Here is a 17,333-nt window from a genome sequence, read left to right as displayed (position 1 = left end):
ATATGTGTCATGAAGCTCAATTGCCATTGCCGGGGAGTGCTGAAAGCACCCGCTTGCTGACCAGCATGAACACTTCCGACCCTTCCTGAAGGTGACCGGCCAGGGATTCGGCTTCTTCGCCGGAGCCGCAGAACAAATCCATGCGCGTCCCCTGTATGGCACCCCCTGTGTCCTGGGCCAACATCAAAGAGAGGAAGGGATCAACCGCACCAGTTTCATAATTCATCAAAGCCGTCTTGAGCGCCACCACACTGCCAAGGGGAATCATATTCCGATCAACTGCCACGCTGACCCTGGGCGTCAGGATCGACCCGATGGAACCGAAAGGCCCCTTGTCCGCCAAATGGAAAAAGACATAGCTCGGATTCGTGAAGAGGATCTCCCTGGCAATGTCCGGGTTGTCGTTCAGGAAGCTGCGGATACGTTGCATACTCATCTCTTCCTTGGGAATGTACCCTCTTTCGATGAGTATACGCCCTATGGAGACGTACTGAAGCCCATTCTTGCCACTATAAAGGATATGCTTGGAGGAGCCGTCAGGCAGGTCGAGTCTGCCCGACCCTTGTATCTGCAGGAAAAAGACATCCACGGGATCATCGGTCCAGGCTATCTCCTGCCCGTTCAGGACGCCGCCCGCGTCGATGGCTTCCCGGTCATGATACGGCTCGATGCCATGCTCCCCCTGCCGATAGACCAGCTTCTGGCCATTCCAGCGAGGATGAAAACGTCCCAGGTCAACGACCAGGAGATCATCAGGCACACCGTAAAGCGGATACTTGAACCGTTCATCCGGGGTCAGTGAGGCTGCCAGCCATGGTTCGTAATACCCGGTGAGCAGCGTTCCCGGCTCAAGCTTGAGCCATTGGAATCGTTCGGCCACCAGAGACGGGTCGCTTCCCACCTCTTCAAGCATATCCAGCAACTCCGACACGGACGAGGCCAATTGTCCCCAGGTCAACGTCAATCCGGGCTGGTTAACGCAAACCGCGTCCTGCGGGCGTGACCGGATATACCTCAGATTGTCCTCAAGACCGGGCCGCAAGGCCGACCATGAATCGAATCCCTGCAAACGGGTGGAGAGATGCACCGACAGATTCTTGGCCGCGTCGTCATCAAGAGGCACAAAAGTCGGTTTTTCAAAGACAGGGAGCGGCCTTGGGGTTTCAGGGCCACAGCCTCCGACCACCAGCAACACGACAACAAGGACACAGGAAAGGATCAATCTGGTCATCATTCGCAGGCTCCGTCATCGATATCCTTGAGATCCTCAGCATACTCCTCAATATAGATCTGCAACATGACCATGACGAAACTCAGGATGAGGGGACCATAAAAAATACCCAGCATCCCGAAGGAATAAATGCCGCCAAGGATGGCGAGAAAGATGTAGAAGGTCGACACGCGGGCAGCCTCACGCATGAATATCGGCCGCAGAATCGTGTCGATGCCGACCACGAATATGCCGCACCACAAAGACAGAAACAGAGCCATTTTCCAATCACCGACAAAGAAGAGATACAGCACGGATGGTACCCATACCAACCCGGTCCCCACGACCGGAATCAAGGAGGAAAGGGCCATCATGCCGCCCCAGAAAAAGGCGGGAATGCCGACCACGGCCAGTCCTATACCCCCGGCAAATCCCTGAAGCAGAGCCACCAGAAGGCAGCCCATGAGCACCCCCCGGGCCACGCGCTTGAGGCTTTCGATGATATAGTCCTCCTGCCGCGGCCTGAGCGGCGACAGGTGCTTGATATACGCGACCATCTTGGTTCCGTCGCGCATGAAATAGAACAGGATGAAAACCATCAGCAGGAAGTGCAGTATCAACTTTGCGCCGTCTCGGGCCAGACTGGTGCCGAAGGCCAACATGCTCTGGGCAAATTCCCTGGAATACTGAAGGACACCCGCCTGGATATCAACTTCGTCAATACGCAGAAACGGGAGCGCTTCATGGACCATGGCAATGTACTTGTCCATCATTTCAATACTGAGAAAGGTCTTGTAGGTTCCCTGCACGATCCAGGCGTTCAATGCCACCAACGACTCAACGCCCTGACTGATCAAGGCCATGATCAGGAAGGTCATGGGCAGGAGCAGTGCAAAAACGATGATGCCTACGGTCAGGGCAGAAGCGAGGGTACGTCGCCCCTTGCACAGATTCAACGCCCAGGTGAAGACCGGCGTAAACAGCACGGCAAGCACGGTGGAAAAGATGAGCGTGTGCATGAAGGGCTCGATAAGGGCAAACCCAAGATACAGGGAAAACAAGAAAAGGATGATGAAAAACACCTTGTAGATGCCGCCATCAAGCAGGGGGACCGTACCGTTTTTATCGCTCATATGTAATTATTCTCCAAGGGGAAACCCTGTCTAAACTTTTTTTATTCCTTCTCCAGAGTTGATTGTATGATTGCGGCGATGGTGTCAATGTCAACCGGCTTGGAAACATAGTCGTCCATCCCCGCATGAATGCACCGTTGCTGGTCTCCCCACATGGCGTGGGCCGTCAAGGCGATGATGGGAACCTTTGGGTTGAGGCATCCGGTATCCACCTTGCGGATGAGCTTGGTAGCCTCGATACCGTTCATGTTCGGCATCTCCACATCCATGAAGACGATGTCAAACCGCCGTTCCTTGAGCGCCTCCACTGCCTGCAATCCATCCTCGGCCAGGACGACCGCACAGCCCATCTTCTCCAACAACCGGACGATATACCGCTGATTGATCAAATCGTCCTCTGCCACCAGGATGTTTGCTCCCTTGAGCGGAGATTCCCCGCCAAGAACCATTGCCGAAGGGGCATGCAGCTCGTACCGGCTTCTTTCCAGGGGAATGACAACAGAGAAAATACTCCCCCTGCCCTCCACACTGGAACAACGGACAGAGCCTCCCAGGAACAAGGTCAAGCGATTGACGATGGCCAACCCCAGGCCAAGTCCTCCCGAAGTATGGAAAAGATGATCTTCGGCCTGCTTGAAACTCTCGAAAATGTCTTCAAGTTTATCAGAGGGGATACCGATGCCGCTATCCTGTACCAGAATCTGCACCGCCAACTCGTCGTCATTGTTGACGGCCCGTCTGACATCACCGTTGGTGGCGGGAGAAACATCCACCAGAATCTGGCCCGATGCAGTGAACTTGACGGCATTGTTGACAAGATTGCCGAGCACCTGACGCAGCTTGGTGGAATCTCCCCGGACCCAACCCGGGATGGCCGGATCAATGGAGTACTTCAGGTTTACGCCCTTGGCCTTGGAGGAACGCTGGTACTGGGAAAGCACTCCGGACACCATGTCCTCCAGCCTGAAATCGATTATGCGCATTTTGAGAGCGCTGGTCTCAAGCTTCGAATAATCAATGATCTGATTGAGCACCGACAGCAACGCCAAAGAAGATTCCTTGATGAGCTGAACGCTCTCGCGATATGGATCGCCCAAATCGGACATGAGCAGCAGTTCGGTCATGCCGAGCACGCCATTCATGGGCGTCCGCAACTCATGGCTCACCGTTGCCAGGAAAGAGGTCTTGGCTCGGCTGGCCGCCTCAGCGGCCCGCTTCGCCTTGCGCAGTTCCCGTTCCATCTGATGCTTGTACAGCCCCACCTCGATAGCCGACCGAAGTTCGTGGTGGTCCACCGGCTTGAGCAGATACCCGAACGGCCCGCTCACCTTGGCCCAATGCAGGGTCTCATCGTCGATGGCAACCGTCAGGTAGATGACCGGAATGTCGAACCGGCGGGAAATTTCGCTTGCCGCTTCCAGGCCGTCCATCTCGCCCTCAAGCCGGATATCCATCAAAACCATGTCCGGGTTGAGTGAATCCGCAAGCTCGACAGCCCGTTCGCCGCTGCTGGCCATGCCTATCAAGGTATAGCCGACCCGCCCCAAAGCGGCTTGAATATCAAGTTGGGCTACGGCATCATCTTCCACGAGCAAAATTCTTTCCGTTGGCATCTGAATTCCCTCTATACACCTGAATTGGGGCATACGACGTCTTTTCTCAAACAATATCAACCTACACCAAAAGACTCTCGAATTGAATCGAAATATATGACCTAGTAGTTCAACGCAAATATTCGCCAGACTCCGACTCCTTGAGCAGGGCTTGCACTTCACGCCGAAAAAAAGACTCTCGATCGGAATGGCAAGAATTCACAATACATGTCTCTGACATTTCTCATTTCAATACAAGCAGCAACTACGGAAAACTTTCTTGAATTTTTATCCCGTTGCAGCTATAGAGAACTGTCGCTCTGAGAACAAAAATGTGCAATCAGGGAGACGGTTGTCTAGAACCCAAAGGATTGGATGTCGTTTTAACCCGGACGACGTTTCAAAGCTGACAAATATCAACCACCTTATTTCACCTGGAGGAAAGGATGAAACGGATTTTTACCCTGATCGCAGTGATGACCACGCTGGTCTTCTTGTTTGCATGCAGCCAACAGCCTGCTGAAAATGCTGCTGCCACCGCTCCCAAAGAGGACATCAATGTCCGTCTCGAGCTTCAGAAAGCTTCCACCCTTGAAAAAATCGTCCAAAGCGGCACCCTGCGCGTAGGTCTCGAAGCCGGCTACATGCCCTTTGAAATGACCGACAAGAAAGGCAATGTGGTCGGTTTCGACGTGGACATGGTTACGGAAATGGCCAAATCCATGGGCGTCAAGCTCGAAATCATCAACACCGCCTGGGACGGCATCATTCCCGGCCTCCTGTCCGACAAGTACGACCTCATCGCCTCCGGCATGACCATCAACCAGGAACGCAACCTGAAGGTCAACTTCGCCAACCCCTACATCGTCGTCGGTCAGACCGCTTTGATCTCCGCCAAGGATGCTGACACTATCACGTCCTGGAAAGACCTGAACAAGGAAGGCGTCATCATCACCTCCAAGCTCGGCACCACCGGCGAGCAGGCTGCCAAACGCCTCTTCCCCAAAGCCACCTACAAGTCCTTTGAAATGGAAGACCAGGCCATGCTGGAAGCCCTGAACGGCAAGGCAACCGCCACCGTCTACGACCTGCCCATGACCTCCATCTTCTTTGCCCAACGCGGCAAGGAAGCCGGCATGAAATTCCTGGACGAACCCTTCACCTACGAGCCGCTCGGTTGGGCCATCAACAAGGGTGACCCGGACTTCCTGAACTGGCTGAACAACTTCATTGTCCAGATCAAGAACGACGGTCGTTACGAACGCATCTACACCAAGTGGTTCGGTTCCAACGACTGGTACGACGAAATCCAATAAGCATTGAATGATCTTACGGGGGTCGCCTGGTGCGACCCCCGTTTTTTTTCGCGCACCAATCCCATCGAGTAAATAATGACTGATACTGAAATGGTCGTACCCCGAAAAAGGTTCGACAAGATGATCATTTGGAAAGCCTTCTACGCCGTCGCACTCACCTGCGTCTGCTTTGGCTTCTACTGGGCCACCACTCAGACGAACTACATCTGGCGATGGAACAGGATTCCCCAATATTTCTATTATGTTGACACCGTCAAAGTAAAGGCTGAGATCGAAGGGGAAGTCACTTCCATCACCCATAAGGGTGGCGACTCGGTTGTCATCGTCCAGGGCGGCGGGGATTCCGAATTCTACACCGTTCCCGGATCGGACATCCGCGTCAGCCAAGGCGACACCATTTTCATGGGTGACACCATAGGGGTTTTCGAAGAAGGGAAAATGGGCATGTTGATGCATGGTTTGCTGATCACCATCGAGGTCAGTTTCGTATCCATCATCCTCGGCATCCTGTTGGGCCTCTTTACCGGACTGGCCCGCGTCTCGATCAACCCATTCCTCAAGTGGTCCGCCATAACCTACATCGAATTGATCCGAGGCACACCACTTCTGGTTCAGATCATCATGTGGTACTTCGTACTCGGAACCATCATCAACAACCTGCTGGCGCTGGCCGGCCTGCCGCAGGTTCCGTCTCTGTGGTTCGGCATCGCATCCCTGGCCATCTTCGCCGGGGCCTACGTGGCGGAAATCGTCAGGGCAGGCATCCAGTCCATCAACAGAGGGCAAATGGAAGCGGCTCGCTCGCTGGGCATGACCAAATCCGTCGCCATGTGCAAGATCATCCTGCCCCAGGCTTTCAAGCGTATCCTTCCTCCCCTGGCCGGACAGTTCATCAGCCTGATCAAGGACTCCTCGCTGCTCGGCGTCATCGCCATCCCCGAATTGACCAAAGCCACCCGCGAGGCTGTCACCACGAGCCTCATGCCATACGAACTCTGGTTCGTCTGCGCGATCATGTACCTGGTCATCACATTCTCTCTGTCCATGTTCGTCCAATACCTCGAAAAAAGGACAGCGGAGGCTTAAATAATGATAGATGTCAAAAACGTATACAAGACCTTCTTCGTCCCTCATGAGGTCCAGGCCCTGCACAATGTGTCCTACCACATCAATCCGGGCGAGGTGGTCGTCGTCATCGGCCCGTCCGGTTCCGGCAAATCCACCTTCCTGCGCTGCCTGAACCGTCTGGAACACGCCAACGCCGGTCACATCATGATCGACGGAGTGGACGTCCTCGACCCCAAGACCAACATCAACAAGGTCCGCATGGAAGTGGGCATGGTCTTCCAATCCTTCAACCTCTTCCCGCACCTGACCGTGTTGGAAAACGTCACCATCGGGCAGACCTCAGTCCGCAAGCGCGGCAGGAAGGAAGCCAAGGAAACGGCCATGACCCTGCTCAACAAGGTCGGCATCCACGCCAAGGCGGACAATTATCCCGCCCAGCTCTCCGGCGGCCAGATGCAGCGCGTGGCCATTGCCCGCGCCCTGGCCATGAACCCCAAGGTCATGCTTTTTGATGAGCCGACCTCGGCGCTCGACCCGGAAATGGTCGGCGAGGTCCTGGACGTCATGAAAACCCTGGCCAAGGAAGGCATGACCATGGTCGTGGTCACCCATGAAATGGGCTTTGCCCGCGAGGTGGCCGATCACGTGGTCTTCATGGATGAAGGGAAGATCGTGGAAGTTGGCACGCCCGAGCACTTCTTCACCAACCCCGAACACGACCGGACCAAGCTCTTCCTGAGCCAGATCCTCTAGCTCGACCTGATCCCCGTTCACAAAAAGGGGTTGCGGCGGTGCCGTAACCCCTTTTTCATGGCCTTCCCATTTGCAAAACAAGGCCGAACAGCATAGATATATGCCTGCAATTCCGAGTTGAAACACAGCCATGAAAACAAAAATCCTCTTCACAATCCTGCAGCTGCTCATCCTGGCCGCGTGCGTGGTATATCTTTTCACGGATGTGGACTGGCAGGAACTGGCCGAAACCTTTTCGCACTGCTCATTTCCCAGAATGATCATCGTTCTTGGGTCCACGTTCCCCATCTATGGGCTCATGGGCCTGCGCCTGAACCAGCTCTCCAGAGGGAAACTCGGAACCGGCCTCAGCATGCTCGGCACGCTTCTGGCCATCGCCATCAACAACATCCTGCCCGCCAAACTCGGCGAAATAGCCAAGGCCGTCTACTTCAAGCGCAAATCGCCGCTGGGTTTTTCGCAATCCATGGGCATCATCTTTCTGGAGCGGTTCCTCGACATCAACGTCCTTGCAGTCACCGCCCTGGCCACAGCCGTGGTCTTCGGATTGGGCCTGTACGGTCTCCCCCTGATCGCGGTTGTCCTGTTGTGCTGGGGACTGCTGATATACATGGTCCAACGCATGCCTGAGTACGGCCTGGAGTTGCGGTTTATCCCGAATGATACCCTCCGCGAATCCGTCAGGAAAACTTCCCTCGCCATACATCAGGCCATGCAAGGCCGGGCCATGCTGCCCCCCCTGGGATCAACCGTGCTCCTGTGGGCCTGCAATTTCATCTACCTCGGCCTCATCCCGCTTTGGCTCATGGAACTCGACCTGACCGCAGCCCAGGTACTGGGCGTCTACGGCGCCGTCTACCTTGGACTCAGTATCCCCGGTCTGCCGGGCGGCATCGGCATGACCGAGGGAGCAATGGTAGCCATCCTGACCTGGAGCGGCCTCCCCAAGACAGACGCCCTGGCCATAGCCCTGACCGTCAGGGCCTTCAACTTCATCCCGCCAACACTCATGGGCTTGATTGTATTTGCAACCTCAGGCATGAAGGCAAACGTATTAACAAAACCAACAGAATAATAACTGCGGAACCGTTTTGACTGAATATGCTCTTAATTTGGCAACTCGACCCAAAAGAGAATGCATAAAGGACATGGGATATGCCTCCCAAAGCGGCTTGCGTAATGATGTTTCCCTATGCTAGCTAAGCGCAGAACAAGATGACACCATCTATTTGTCCTCTTGTTAAAACAAATCAACATTTTAGCATTTGAGCTGACGCACTATTTTCTTTGATCACTGCGGAAGCTCCCCCCATATAATCTGATGAAATTACAAATTGAAACATATCATGGTTGCAATGCCCGGTGCTCAGTCTGCACCATTGATCAATGGAAAAGAACAAAGGGCCCCATTGATGATGCTCTATTTGAGACGATCATCACGCAGGCTCTTGATCTTATGCCAAACCTGGAAGTGATCTCGCTTTACATGGATGGTGAACCTTTTCTCGACAAAAAAATTGCTGAACGCATTGCGAAATGCAAAGAGTTGCGATTGCCACATGTAGGTTTTTCTTCAAATGGTTCTTTGCTCACACGCAAGGCCGCATATGATGTGCTCAAAGCGGGCATGGATTGGATTGCTATTTCTCTCGACTCCATGGATGCTGCCTCCTATGAGGGAAATCGTATCGGCTTGAATCATGCAGATGTTGTCGCCAATATCCATGGATTAATCGAGGAAAGAAAATCCCTGAACAAAAATCTTGAAATCAGTCTCCGATTTCTTGATTTTCCTGGCAACAATCAAACTTTTTCCGAGTACAAAACGTATTGGGAACAATACCTTTTAGACACAGATAAAATCGTTTACTGTCCTTGCCATAACTGGGGTGAAGGGGAAGCTAAAAAAGTCATCACAACCAAATGCATCCATCCGTTCAAGAACATGGTTGTTTTGAACAACGGCGTCGTCCCGATGTGCTGTGTGGACTACAATGCAGAAACCCCTATGGGAACAGTACCTGATCAGACTCTTTCCGAAATCTGGAACGGAGAATTGTTTAAACATATCCGGATGCACCATGAAGCAGGAACGCGAGATAGAATTGATCGCTGCCGTGGTTGCACTGTATTCAAATAGACAGATTTTCCATCAATACTCCCAAAGAGAGACGCAGAATGGCTTCACAGCCTCAACCTGATTACCGTATCGATCTTCGGCCCTATAGGATACTTTTCTGGCCATTCCTGCTGCCGGTCGCCCTACTGCTTGCGCTTTACAACAAGATCTCTCCAATCCCTTTCAAAATATATGCGCTACGAGTAGAACGTGTCGGACAAATGGCCGGAAACCAAGAAGAAATCTGTTGCGCCATAGATCTCGGTTTATACCCTAAAGAATTTAGAGTCTTTATTCATCGTGATCACCCGAGCAACAGCGTCCTTTTGGAGATGCAAAAACGGGTTCTCCCCATCAACAACTGGTTTCTCCCCCTATTTGATATTTGCCACAAGCTGGGAGGACTCGGTGTCAGTTCAATGGAATTGCACCGGATCACGGGATATGACACTGAAAAAAATACACAACGAACTAAGCAGCACCTTTTCTTCACCCAGGATGAAATCGATGAAGCAGAATGCCAGTGCAAAGAACTGGGGATAGATACAAACAAACCTTTTGTTCCTGTCCTTGCCCGTGACAACTCTTATTTAGTTCATATCAATGAACCTACTGATATGGACAATTACCGAAATGTTGACATCGACACCTTCATTCCAGCCATGGAATACCTTGCGAGCAGCTACAAAGTGATCCGCATGGGCAGCGTTGTCAGCCAAAAGTTGAAAACAAAGCACCCCCAAATACTGGATTACAGTTTGTCAGGTAAGCGATCCGAATTACTTGATATATACCTATCTGCAAAATGCAGTTTCTTTTTCAGCACGGGAACAGGTCTTGACTCCATCGCCTCTTGTTGCTTCAGACTCCCTGTTCTGTATGTCAATTTCCTCCCGGTAAGCGCTGTCCCCCTTTTCAAGCCAGGTTCACTTTTTATTCCCAAAAAGTACTGGCACGTAAAAGAGGAACGCTATCTGAAGATGAGCGAATTACTTGATCAAATCGGCTTTATGTGCACTCCAAGAGAACTGACGCCCCTCGGTATTGTCATTCATGACAATACCCATGACGAAATCCTGGACGCCACCAGGGAAATGGTTGCCAGACTCGACGGCTCATGGACCGATACGGCTGAAGATGAAAAAATGCAGAAACAGTTTTGGTCCACCTTTGAAAAAACAGGTAGACTTCCTTATCTTGGACGCATCGGCACAGACTTCCTAAAACAACATCCCAACTGGCTTGAATAAGCCGAGATTATACTACAAATATGTCTGACCCCAAAAGAGCATTTCTCGATTTCTACGGAGAACACAACATATCTCCGGTGTCTCAAGACCTGACTGACATGCAGGCTCATTACGCACGCCGCGAAGCCTTGTATCGCCATATGGGCCTTATTCCAAGCTTTGTTAAAGGAAAGAGTGTCCTGGAGTTTGGACCGGGCAGCGGCCACAATGCGCTTTATACAGCAAGTTTAGACCCAAAGTTGTATATGCTGGTGGACGCCAATCCCACCGGCTTGGCTCAAACGCAGGAACGCTTGTCTGGATGCGCAGGAAAAATTGTAGTACGAGAAGACCTGATCGAGAATTTTGATACGGATATGCGTTTTGACATGGTTATGTGCGAGGGGGCCATCCCTTGGCAAATCGATCCGGCAGGTATCCTCAGGCAAGTGGCCCGGTTCGTGGCGCCAGGTGGCATCCTGATCATTACTTGCATTGATGAAGTCTCTGCCCTAGCCGAATCCCTTCGAAGACTTCAAGCCAACATTATTGTAGATCAGAAATTACACATCAAGGAACAGGTCTCTCAGCTCCTGCCCGTGTTCAAGAAAGACCTTGAGTCCTTGGCAGGCATGTCCCGTCCCCATGAAGACTGGATTCTTGACCAAGTTCTCCAGCCGTTCATCGGCGACTTTTTCTCTATCGAAACCGCCATCAAGACTTTGGATGACGAATTCGATGTCCACGGATCCTCGCCCCGTTTCCTGCTTGATTGGACGTGGTACAAGGAAGTCCCCATCCGCTCGCTTTCCAACAATCAAATGGGCATCCGGTCGTTCAGGGAAAACATCCACAACTTTATGGACTACCGATACCTGTTCCCAGCCAGAAATGAAGCCGACAACATGCGGATTGTAGAGCTGGTCGAAGAGATTACCAAAACAGAATTAGCGTTTGAGAAAACCAAGAAAGCAAGCCTGCTGGAGACCATTCGCGCACAGCTGACAAAGCTTGAAAAAGAAGTGGCCGCTTTCTCCATGGAAACAGCGGCCAGTCTGGCAGACTTCAATGCTGGAGTCGGGGAATATCTTGCAAGCGGTACATTCCCAACCCTGTCGAAATTTGCCCCGTTCTTTGGCCGGGGACAGCAATATCTCTGCTTTATCAGAAAATAATCTTTAAATGCGTTTGCGCATGACTTCGTATGTCAATTTGATGCCTTCGGACAGGGGGGTGAACCTGAAGTCTGGGAACACCCGGCGCAGTAGGCTGTTGTCGTAGTCATTATCCACTTTGTCTTTGGTACGCTCTCGCTGATCAATTTCCGGCAGGCCGGAAGGTAGTTGCTCCACTTCCTTAAGCACGTTCTGGAAAGTGTAACTGATCCCAGCGCAAATATTCAGTACGCCACTGAATGCATCGAAAACCGCACGACGGGTCAACTCCACCAGATCATCGATGTAGATGAATTCCCGTTTCTCTGTGCCATCGCCCCACAAGGTGATGGCTTCATTGCGAATGGCCTTGTAGACAAACCCGGACGGGCCGTATTGGGGCAGATCCCCTCCTCCATAGGCTGTGGGCGGACGGAAACAGACCAGCGTCCCTTCCGGGCAGACCTTGCGCAGAATTCGCTCGGCTGTGAACTTGCAAATGCCATAGAAGGAAGTCGGTTGCACCGGGGTGTCTTCGGTCATGATCGGATGCTGCACATCCTCACCATACACCGCGCCGGAGCTAAAATAGATGAGCTTGCCAACAGGGGTGGTCTCCACGGCCTCAGCCAGGTTATGAATCATGGACATATTCCGCTGGAAAGATGCCAGATTGTCGCCTTCCTGTCGTTTCACTGCGGCTAAAAATATTACGGCCACATCACTGCCAAACTGCGTGGCAATCTTTTCCCAATCCTCTTTCTTTTCATAATCAATATCCGGGGCGGAATACCCCACGGTTTCCACCTCTGGATTCTGTTTCCTGAGGTTCGCGACCAGAGACTGACCAATAAAACCGGAATGACCAAGGACCAGAATCTTGCGAATAGACACGACTTACCTGTCTTCCCTGTTGATAATGGACACGACCGGCAGCATGGAAATGAACTGACCGCCGTTCTCCAGATAAGCTTCATGACGGTTCATGATCGGATTGGCGTAACGCCATGCTATGTTTAGAATGTAGTCGGGCCTATGTTCGTAAATCTTGGATGAGTCATGCACCGGTATATGAAGACCCGGACTAAAAGTTCCAAATTTGACAGGATTATCATCGTACAGACAATCCAGGCGATCTTTCAGATCGAGATAGTAGAGCATGGTGGTCACCCCAACGGACGCGCCATAGCCCGCCACGGTCTTGCCCTGTGCCCTGAGGTCGTCGATGAGAGCAAGGAGTTCACGTTTCATTTCTTCTACACGTTTCACGAAATTACTGAAGGGTGCCATACCCTCAAAACCGAGTTCGCGCTCCAAGTTGGCCAATCCGGTCACACTTTCAGCCACCACGCGCGGACCACCTTTACGCTGAACCATGCCACGAATCGAGCCGCCCTTGGTGGGAATGCGTTCCACATCCACAAGTTCCAGACCATGGCTGTAGAAGAAGGGAATAAGAGGCAACACCGAAAAATAGCAGAGATGTTCATGGTAGACATTGTCTATGACCGTATTCTGGACCGTGTCGAGCATGTAGCCTGTCTCGAAAACAAATACACCGTCATGGTCCAACAACTCGGCAATCCCCTCCATCATATCGGTGAGGTCGTCAATATTGGCGAAAACATTGTTGGCAGTGATGATTCCGGCAGGTTCTTTCTCCCGCTTGATCATACATGCGGTTTCACGGTTGAAGAACATGGGCCAGGTTTCCACACCAGAATCCGTGGCCTTCTTTGCCAGAGCAGATGCGGGCTCAATGCCAAGGACGGAATAACCAAGGCTCTTCACACCATGGAGCAAACACCCCACATTGGAACCGATGTCCACGACAAGAGCATCAGCTTTGGGCTGAACCTTGTCCACCATCCGTTTGGCATAGTTAATAAAATGCTCTTCCAATCCAAGCGACGCGGAAGTCTCATAGAGATAGTCGGAATAGATAAGCTCCGGGTTAATAACACCGGGAAGCTGCAACAAGCCACAATTGCGACAGACAGACAATTCCAAGGGGAATGTTGGCTGATGCCTGATGCTGTTTTCAGCAGTCACAAAGTCATCGCCCACCGGGGTGGACCCAATTTCAAGCACTGTTTCCAGGCTTTCAGAACGGCAGAGTCGACAATCCGTACGTGTGTAAAAATCTTTCATTATTTTTTGATATCCGGCTTACGGGTTACGTTGACATTGATTCCGGCAATCTCGCGGCACAATCCCTCGGGCCATTGCAGGGATAGGCCTCCATCAAGCATCATGTGCTGCCCTGTAACAAATGAAGCTTTTGGCGAAAGGAGGAATTCCACCACATTGGCACACTCCTCAGCAGTGCCCACGCGCCCCAGTGGCGTGAGCTTTTCATACAAATCCGTGAGTGGCTTATTGGCTTCATAAAAATGTTGGGACTCTTCCTTGATCATGGTGCTGGGACAAACGCTGTTAACCCGGACCCCCTTAGGACCGAGAACCACGGCGTAATAGCGGACAATTTGGTCCATGCCTGCCTTGCCCAGATGATAGCTCAGCGGCTGCTCCGAGGCAATGAACCGACTGGCGATGGAACTGACCGCCACGATGGACTTGTCCCCATCCTCAGGCATATGCGGCACAATCAGATCGATGATATCCTTGGTGGCCGTCAGGCTGACTGCGATCTCTTTTTCCCAGTCGTCACCATCACCCCGAAAGCGTTGGAAAAAAACCAACTTTTGAATAAGGGCGAGTTGAGCGGCCTGATCGATCACTTCCGCCATACGTTCAAGGTCACAAACGTCGGCCTGATAGAAGTTCACACCAGGCATTCCGGCATCCTTCAAAGGCGGCGCACTCCGACCTATGACCGAAACCATATCGCCTTGTTCGGAAAGCTGTCGAACCAGGGCACGCCCTGCCCCATGGGTTCCGCCAACGACAAATGCATGTGTGCTCACTGGGTTTCCCCCTTATCAATCCGAGCACTGATTTCGGCCACATATTCCCATGATTCCGGCATTTCTGCTTCCGGTGCCCAATCTGCAAAGATCATGTTATCCCGATCAAAAGGTCCAGTGGTGGCTTCAGAGAAAACGAGAACGTCAGACCGAATGATCAGCATATGATAGGCCCCCGCAGGAACACGGCAGGAAAACGCATCCGGCCCACTTATTTCGCCAAGGGCTATGACATCCGTCACAGCTCCCTCCCCATCAAAAAAGATCATATCCGCACGACCTCGATGAACGTGCAGGCACTCGTCCTTATCCGTGTGTTTATGCGGTCGAACATAGGCACTCTTTTCATGTACAATAAACATTTCCTGAAGCTTGGAATCTCCATCCGAATGCGTACACAGACGAATCCGTTTACGTTTGGTTTCTGCAGCCAATTCCACAAGGGTGTCCAGATCCGCACCAGTCACGTAAGGATACCTATCTTCCGAATAGAGGACTTCTTCACTCAGTACTTTGTATTTCATGCAAACCCCTTTTCGGGATCAAGTGCTATATCGCTCTTGGGGAAAATAGAGGCAAAACGCCCCCCGGCATTGGTAAAGACAGCATTATTGGCAATAACCTTCTGCTCCACAGACGGATTAAAGCACATCAGCGAAAGGGTAACAGCTTCTTCAGTCAACGATGGCGAGGGCTTGATAGGCAAACGGGAGCCAGGCATGTAAAGGCCCGCTTTGTCCCGATTGTCGTCCACGAAGAAATCGATGTACTCGCCCAACTCGAATAGATTGGTAAACGTGCAGCCCAAGTGCCCCGCACCAAAAACGGCAACTTTGCCTCCCTCTGCGGTATAGGATGCCAGAAACTGCTGCCAAGCCTGTTTGCGTTGCTCAAACTCCCGACCATACTTTCGGGCCGAAGCAATTTCCTTTTCCAGGATATCAGCCGATGTTGCAAAAGGATGCTCTTCGCCAATCAAACGGCCTACGCCGACAAGTGAGTCCTCCATGGGATACTCTACCCGTTCGTAATGAACCAGCTCAAAACCGAAGGCATCAAAAAGCCCCTTGAAAAGAGCCGGGGTGTAGTACTGAAGATGCTCCTCCCACAAGGGGGCGTAATCCAGAAGTTCAAACTGTTCATCACAGCAAGGCGCTTCAAGAAAAAGATATCCACCGGGCTTGATGAGTGCCTTGAGACCACGCAGATACCCCTGCAAATCATGGCAATGCTCCACGATATGACGGGAAACGAGAATATCCGCGCTCTCTTTGAATTCAGCTAAACCGGAATCCAAAAACTTGGGCAAACGATCTTGCACGGTTTCCACCCCGACACCTGGACGGTTCACACCCAGATGGCGTTCCGGATCGATTCGCCATACATTTGAAATGCCGAGGTTTTGCATTCGCGCCAACGTAGTGTCATCTTTGAAACTGATGCCGCCAACAACGGAATCCGGGCCAATACCGTCCAGAGCAGACAGAATCTCCGCGGTCTTATCCAAATGAGGTTCCGGTTCGTTGTAGGTAATCCAGTTATATATGGGCATCATGTCTTCAGCGGGAATTGGAGACACGAGCTGGACCAGCCCACATTCCAAGCAGCATGCCAACTGCTTGGGATGGGTATACTCATCCTCATCCGGTGATTGCAGAAAGCGATTGCCCAGAGGCTGGCTGTATACATGAACCAAGGTTTCCAAGCGAGTAGAATTGCACAGGCAGCAGGTATTCACAAATCTCTCCGTAAAGTCGGGCTAGACGAATCCCAGATGCTCTTCGTCGGCATCCAGGTAATCGAGCAGCAATTTGTTCTTGGAGTTGGCTACACAATGGTGGCCGCAGACCTTGGACGGGTCGACCTTGAAGAACTTAGCTTTATCATTCATCCAGAATTCCTTGAAGCTCACGTCACTGATGGAACCAATAAGTCCCTCGTCCAGATTGTAAGCCTTATCCTGACAGGAGTATATATTGCAGTCCGCACCGATGACCGGCAGGACCTGAATATATGGGCACCAAGTGTATTCCTTGTCGAACCGTTCATCCAGCTTATGATATGCGTCAAATACCTCAAAATCTGGACCGGCCAGTTCACTCATGACCCGGTCGATCTGTTCACGGGCCGTATCCCATATTTTCTCGTGGTAGGCATTATTCTTTGCGCCTTCGTTCTCGAGGATACAAGGAGAAATCTTGACGGAGTCTCCGCCGAAATCACGGACACGCTTGGCAGCATCAAATATATGATTCACATTGTCTTCGTCCACGATGTAACTGACGCCGAGACGGCACGGGCCATCATACCGCTTGAAAGCTTCGATATTGGCCAGAATGGTGTCGTACTCGCCGTCTGCCACGCCTCGATAACGGGTATAGCTCTCGTTGTCCCAACCGTCCATGGACACACGAACCCAGGAGCCGTGCATGGCGAACAGCTCGGCCACCTCGCCCTTGAGCAGCCCACCGTTGGTCAGTGTGGCAAACTTGACCGGTGAATCCACCAGACGACGCAGGACATCCACCAGATGGGGATAGAACAAAGGCTCCCCGCCGCCGCTGAAAGTCACACCCTTGACACCCATTTCAATGACATCTTCAATAATCTCCATCATCTTGTCTTTGGGAATGGAATCCGAGATACGCATGTCTTTGCCCAGTTGCAAAGCATCAGCGCGATAGGCGCAATAGCGACACTTGTGATTGCAGCCATTGATGGGCTTGATCCTGATATGCAAGGGGGCAAGGATGCTATCCTTATCCTGCGGCAAGGAATCCACCTTGTCCTTGAAATGAAATATCTTCATCGGGGTGTAAATATTGCCCACGA

Annotated in this window: 16 protein-coding genes; 7 read left to right on the top strand and 9 right to left on the bottom strand. The window is 51.9% G+C overall.

Features of this window, described 5'->3' with window-relative positions; all coding sequences use genetic code 11:
* Positions 1–16 precede the first annotated feature (16 nt).
* The 3 genes from DWB63_RS06185 to DWB63_RS06175 are packed head-to-tail and all read right to left on the bottom strand — an operon-like array spanning position 17 to position 3,956.
* The gene (locus DWB63_RS06185; protein WP_128327949.1) at positions 17–1,234 is read right to left on the bottom strand and encodes an MltA domain-containing protein; all 1,218 of its coding nucleotides are present in this window, start codon (positions 1,232–1,234) and stop codon (positions 17–19) included.
* Complete coding sequence (locus DWB63_RS06180; protein ID WP_128327948.1) at positions 1,231–2,343, bottom strand: AI-2E family transporter; 1,113 nt, start codon at positions 2,341–2,343, stop codon at positions 1,231–1,233. Before DWB63_RS06180 ends, DWB63_RS06185 begins: the two co-directional genes overlap by 4 nt.
* A 41-nt stretch (positions 2,344–2,384) precedes the next feature.
* Positions 2,385–3,956 (bottom strand): hybrid sensor histidine kinase/response regulator, encoded by a 1,572-nt coding sequence (locus DWB63_RS06175; RefSeq protein WP_128327947.1) that lies wholly within the window; start codon positions 3,954–3,956, stop codon positions 2,385–2,387.
* A gap of 425 nt (positions 3,957–4,381) precedes the next feature.
* Between DWB63_RS06175 and DWB63_RS06170 the strand changes: the two genes are divergently transcribed.
* The 7 genes from DWB63_RS06170 (at position 4,382) to DWB63_RS06140 (ending at position 11,595) form a co-directional block, all read left to right on the top strand.
* Positions 4,382–5,251, top strand: a complete 870-nt coding sequence (locus DWB63_RS06170; protein WP_128327946.1) for a transporter substrate-binding domain-containing protein — start codon at positions 4,382–4,384, stop codon at positions 5,249–5,251.
* 75 nt (positions 5,252–5,326) lie between these two features.
* Positions 5,327–6,337 carry an amino acid ABC transporter permease gene (locus DWB63_RS06165; RefSeq protein WP_128327945.1) on the top strand — a complete coding sequence of 337 codons (1,011 nt, stop codon included), beginning with the start codon at positions 5,327–5,329 and terminating at the stop codon, positions 6,335–6,337.
* Between the two features lie 3 nt (positions 6,338–6,340).
* Positions 6,341–7,072: an amino acid ABC transporter ATP-binding protein gene (locus DWB63_RS06160; protein WP_128327944.1), complete on the top strand. Its 732-nt coding sequence runs from the start codon at positions 6,341–6,343 to the stop codon at positions 7,070–7,072.
* 130 nt (positions 7,073–7,202) lie between these two features.
* The gene (locus DWB63_RS06155; RefSeq protein ID WP_128327943.1) at positions 7,203–8,147 is read left to right on the top strand and encodes a lysylphosphatidylglycerol synthase transmembrane domain-containing protein; all 945 of its coding nucleotides are present in this window, start codon (positions 7,203–7,205) and stop codon (positions 8,145–8,147) included.
* A gap of 246 nt (positions 8,148–8,393) precedes the next feature.
* Positions 8,394–9,212: a radical SAM protein gene (locus DWB63_RS06150; RefSeq protein ID WP_128327942.1), complete on the top strand. Its 819-nt coding sequence runs from the start codon at positions 8,394–8,396 to the stop codon at positions 9,210–9,212.
* 38 nt (positions 9,213–9,250) lie between these two features.
* Complete coding sequence (locus tag DWB63_RS06145) at positions 9,251–10,441, top strand: TIGR04372 family glycosyltransferase (RefSeq protein ID WP_128327941.1); 1,191 nt, start codon at positions 9,251–9,253, stop codon at positions 10,439–10,441.
* Positions 10,442–10,461: 20 nt separating this feature from the next.
* Positions 10,462–11,595: a class I SAM-dependent methyltransferase gene (locus DWB63_RS06140; protein WP_128327940.1), complete on the top strand. Its 1,134-nt coding sequence runs from the start codon at positions 10,462–10,464 to the stop codon at positions 11,593–11,595.
* A 3-nt stretch (positions 11,596–11,598) separates the two neighbouring features.
* On the opposite strand, the gene DWB63_RS06135 is transcribed toward DWB63_RS06140, so the two are convergent.
* From DWB63_RS06135 to DWB63_RS06110, 6 genes are read right to left on the bottom strand one after another with little or no spacing between them, the layout of a single operon-like run.
* A complete protein-coding gene (locus DWB63_RS06135; RefSeq protein ID WP_128327939.1) occupies positions 11,599–12,468 on the bottom strand; it encodes an NAD-dependent epimerase/dehydratase family protein in 870 nt (289 codons plus the stop codon).
* A 3-nt stretch (positions 12,469–12,471) separates the two neighbouring features.
* A complete protein-coding gene (locus DWB63_RS06130; RefSeq protein WP_128327938.1) occupies positions 12,472–13,725 on the bottom strand; it encodes a class I SAM-dependent methyltransferase in 1,254 nt (417 codons plus the stop codon).
* Positions 13,725–14,501, bottom strand: a complete 777-nt coding sequence (locus DWB63_RS06125) for an SDR family oxidoreductase (protein ID WP_128327937.1) — start codon at positions 14,499–14,501, stop codon at positions 13,725–13,727. The genes DWB63_RS06130 and DWB63_RS06125 overlap by 1 nt, the downstream gene beginning before the upstream one ends.
* Positions 14,498–15,025, bottom strand: a complete 528-nt coding sequence (locus DWB63_RS06120) for a WbuC family cupin fold metalloprotein (protein WP_128327936.1) — start codon at positions 15,023–15,025, stop codon at positions 14,498–14,500. Before DWB63_RS06120 ends, DWB63_RS06125 begins: the two co-directional genes overlap by 4 nt.
* Complete coding sequence (locus tag DWB63_RS06115; RefSeq protein WP_128327935.1) at positions 15,022–16,239, bottom strand: class I SAM-dependent methyltransferase; 1,218 nt, start codon at positions 16,237–16,239, stop codon at positions 15,022–15,024. The genes DWB63_RS06120 and DWB63_RS06115 overlap by 4 nt, the downstream gene beginning before the upstream one ends.
* A 21-nt stretch (positions 16,240–16,260) precedes the next feature.
* Positions 16,261–17,331 carry a radical SAM protein gene (locus tag DWB63_RS06110; protein ID WP_128327934.1) on the bottom strand — a complete coding sequence of 357 codons (1,071 nt, stop codon included), beginning with the start codon at positions 17,329–17,331 and terminating at the stop codon, positions 16,261–16,263.
* Positions 17,332–17,333: the final 2 nt, after the last annotated feature.

This window comes from Pseudodesulfovibrio sp. S3 (assembly GCF_004025585.1).
GTDB lineage: Bacteria > Desulfobacterota > Desulfovibrionia > Desulfovibrionales > Desulfovibrionaceae > Pseudodesulfovibrio.
The sequence above is the reverse complement of the archived record's forward strand: the minus strand, read 5'-3'. Positions and strand labels throughout refer to the sequence as shown.

Bases quoted from the DNA above. Each gene is read 5' to 3' on its own strand.
- DWB63_RS06160 (WP_128327944.1), top strand. From the start codon at position 6,341: ATGATAGATGTCAAAAACGTATACAAGACCTTCTTCGTCCCTCATGAG.
- DWB63_RS06180 (WP_128327948.1), bottom strand. From the start codon at position 2,343: ATGAGCGATAAAAACGGTACGGTCCCCCTGCTTGATGGCGGCATCTAC.
- DWB63_RS06185 (WP_128327949.1), bottom strand. From the start codon at position 1,234: ATGATGACCAGATTGATCCTTTCCTGTGTCCTTGTTGTCGTGTTGCTG.
- DWB63_RS06120 (WP_128327936.1), bottom strand. From the start codon at position 15,025: ATGAAATACAAAGTACTGAGTGAAGAAGTCCTCTATTCGGAAGATAGG.
- DWB63_RS06130 (WP_128327938.1), bottom strand. From the start codon at position 13,725: ATGAAAGATTTTTACACACGTACGGATTGTCGACTCTGCCGTTCTGAA.
- DWB63_RS06145 (WP_128327941.1), top strand. From the start codon at position 9,251: ATGGCTTCACAGCCTCAACCTGATTACCGTATCGATCTTCGGCCCTAT.
- DWB63_RS06165 (WP_128327945.1), top strand. From the start codon at position 5,327: ATGACTGATACTGAAATGGTCGTACCCCGAAAAAGGTTCGACAAGATG.
- DWB63_RS06175 (WP_128327947.1), bottom strand. From the start codon at position 3,956: ATGCCAACGGAAAGAATTTTGCTCGTGGAAGATGATGCCGTAGCCCAA.
- DWB63_RS06140 (WP_128327940.1), top strand. From the start codon at position 10,462: ATGTCTGACCCCAAAAGAGCATTTCTCGATTTCTACGGAGAACACAAC.
- DWB63_RS06150 (WP_128327942.1), top strand. From the start codon at position 8,394: ATGAAATTACAAATTGAAACATATCATGGTTGCAATGCCCGGTGCTCA.
- DWB63_RS06170 (WP_128327946.1), top strand. From the start codon at position 4,382: ATGAAACGGATTTTTACCCTGATCGCAGTGATGACCACGCTGGTCTTC.
- DWB63_RS06155 (WP_128327943.1), top strand. From the start codon at position 7,203: ATGAAAACAAAAATCCTCTTCACAATCCTGCAGCTGCTCATCCTGGCC.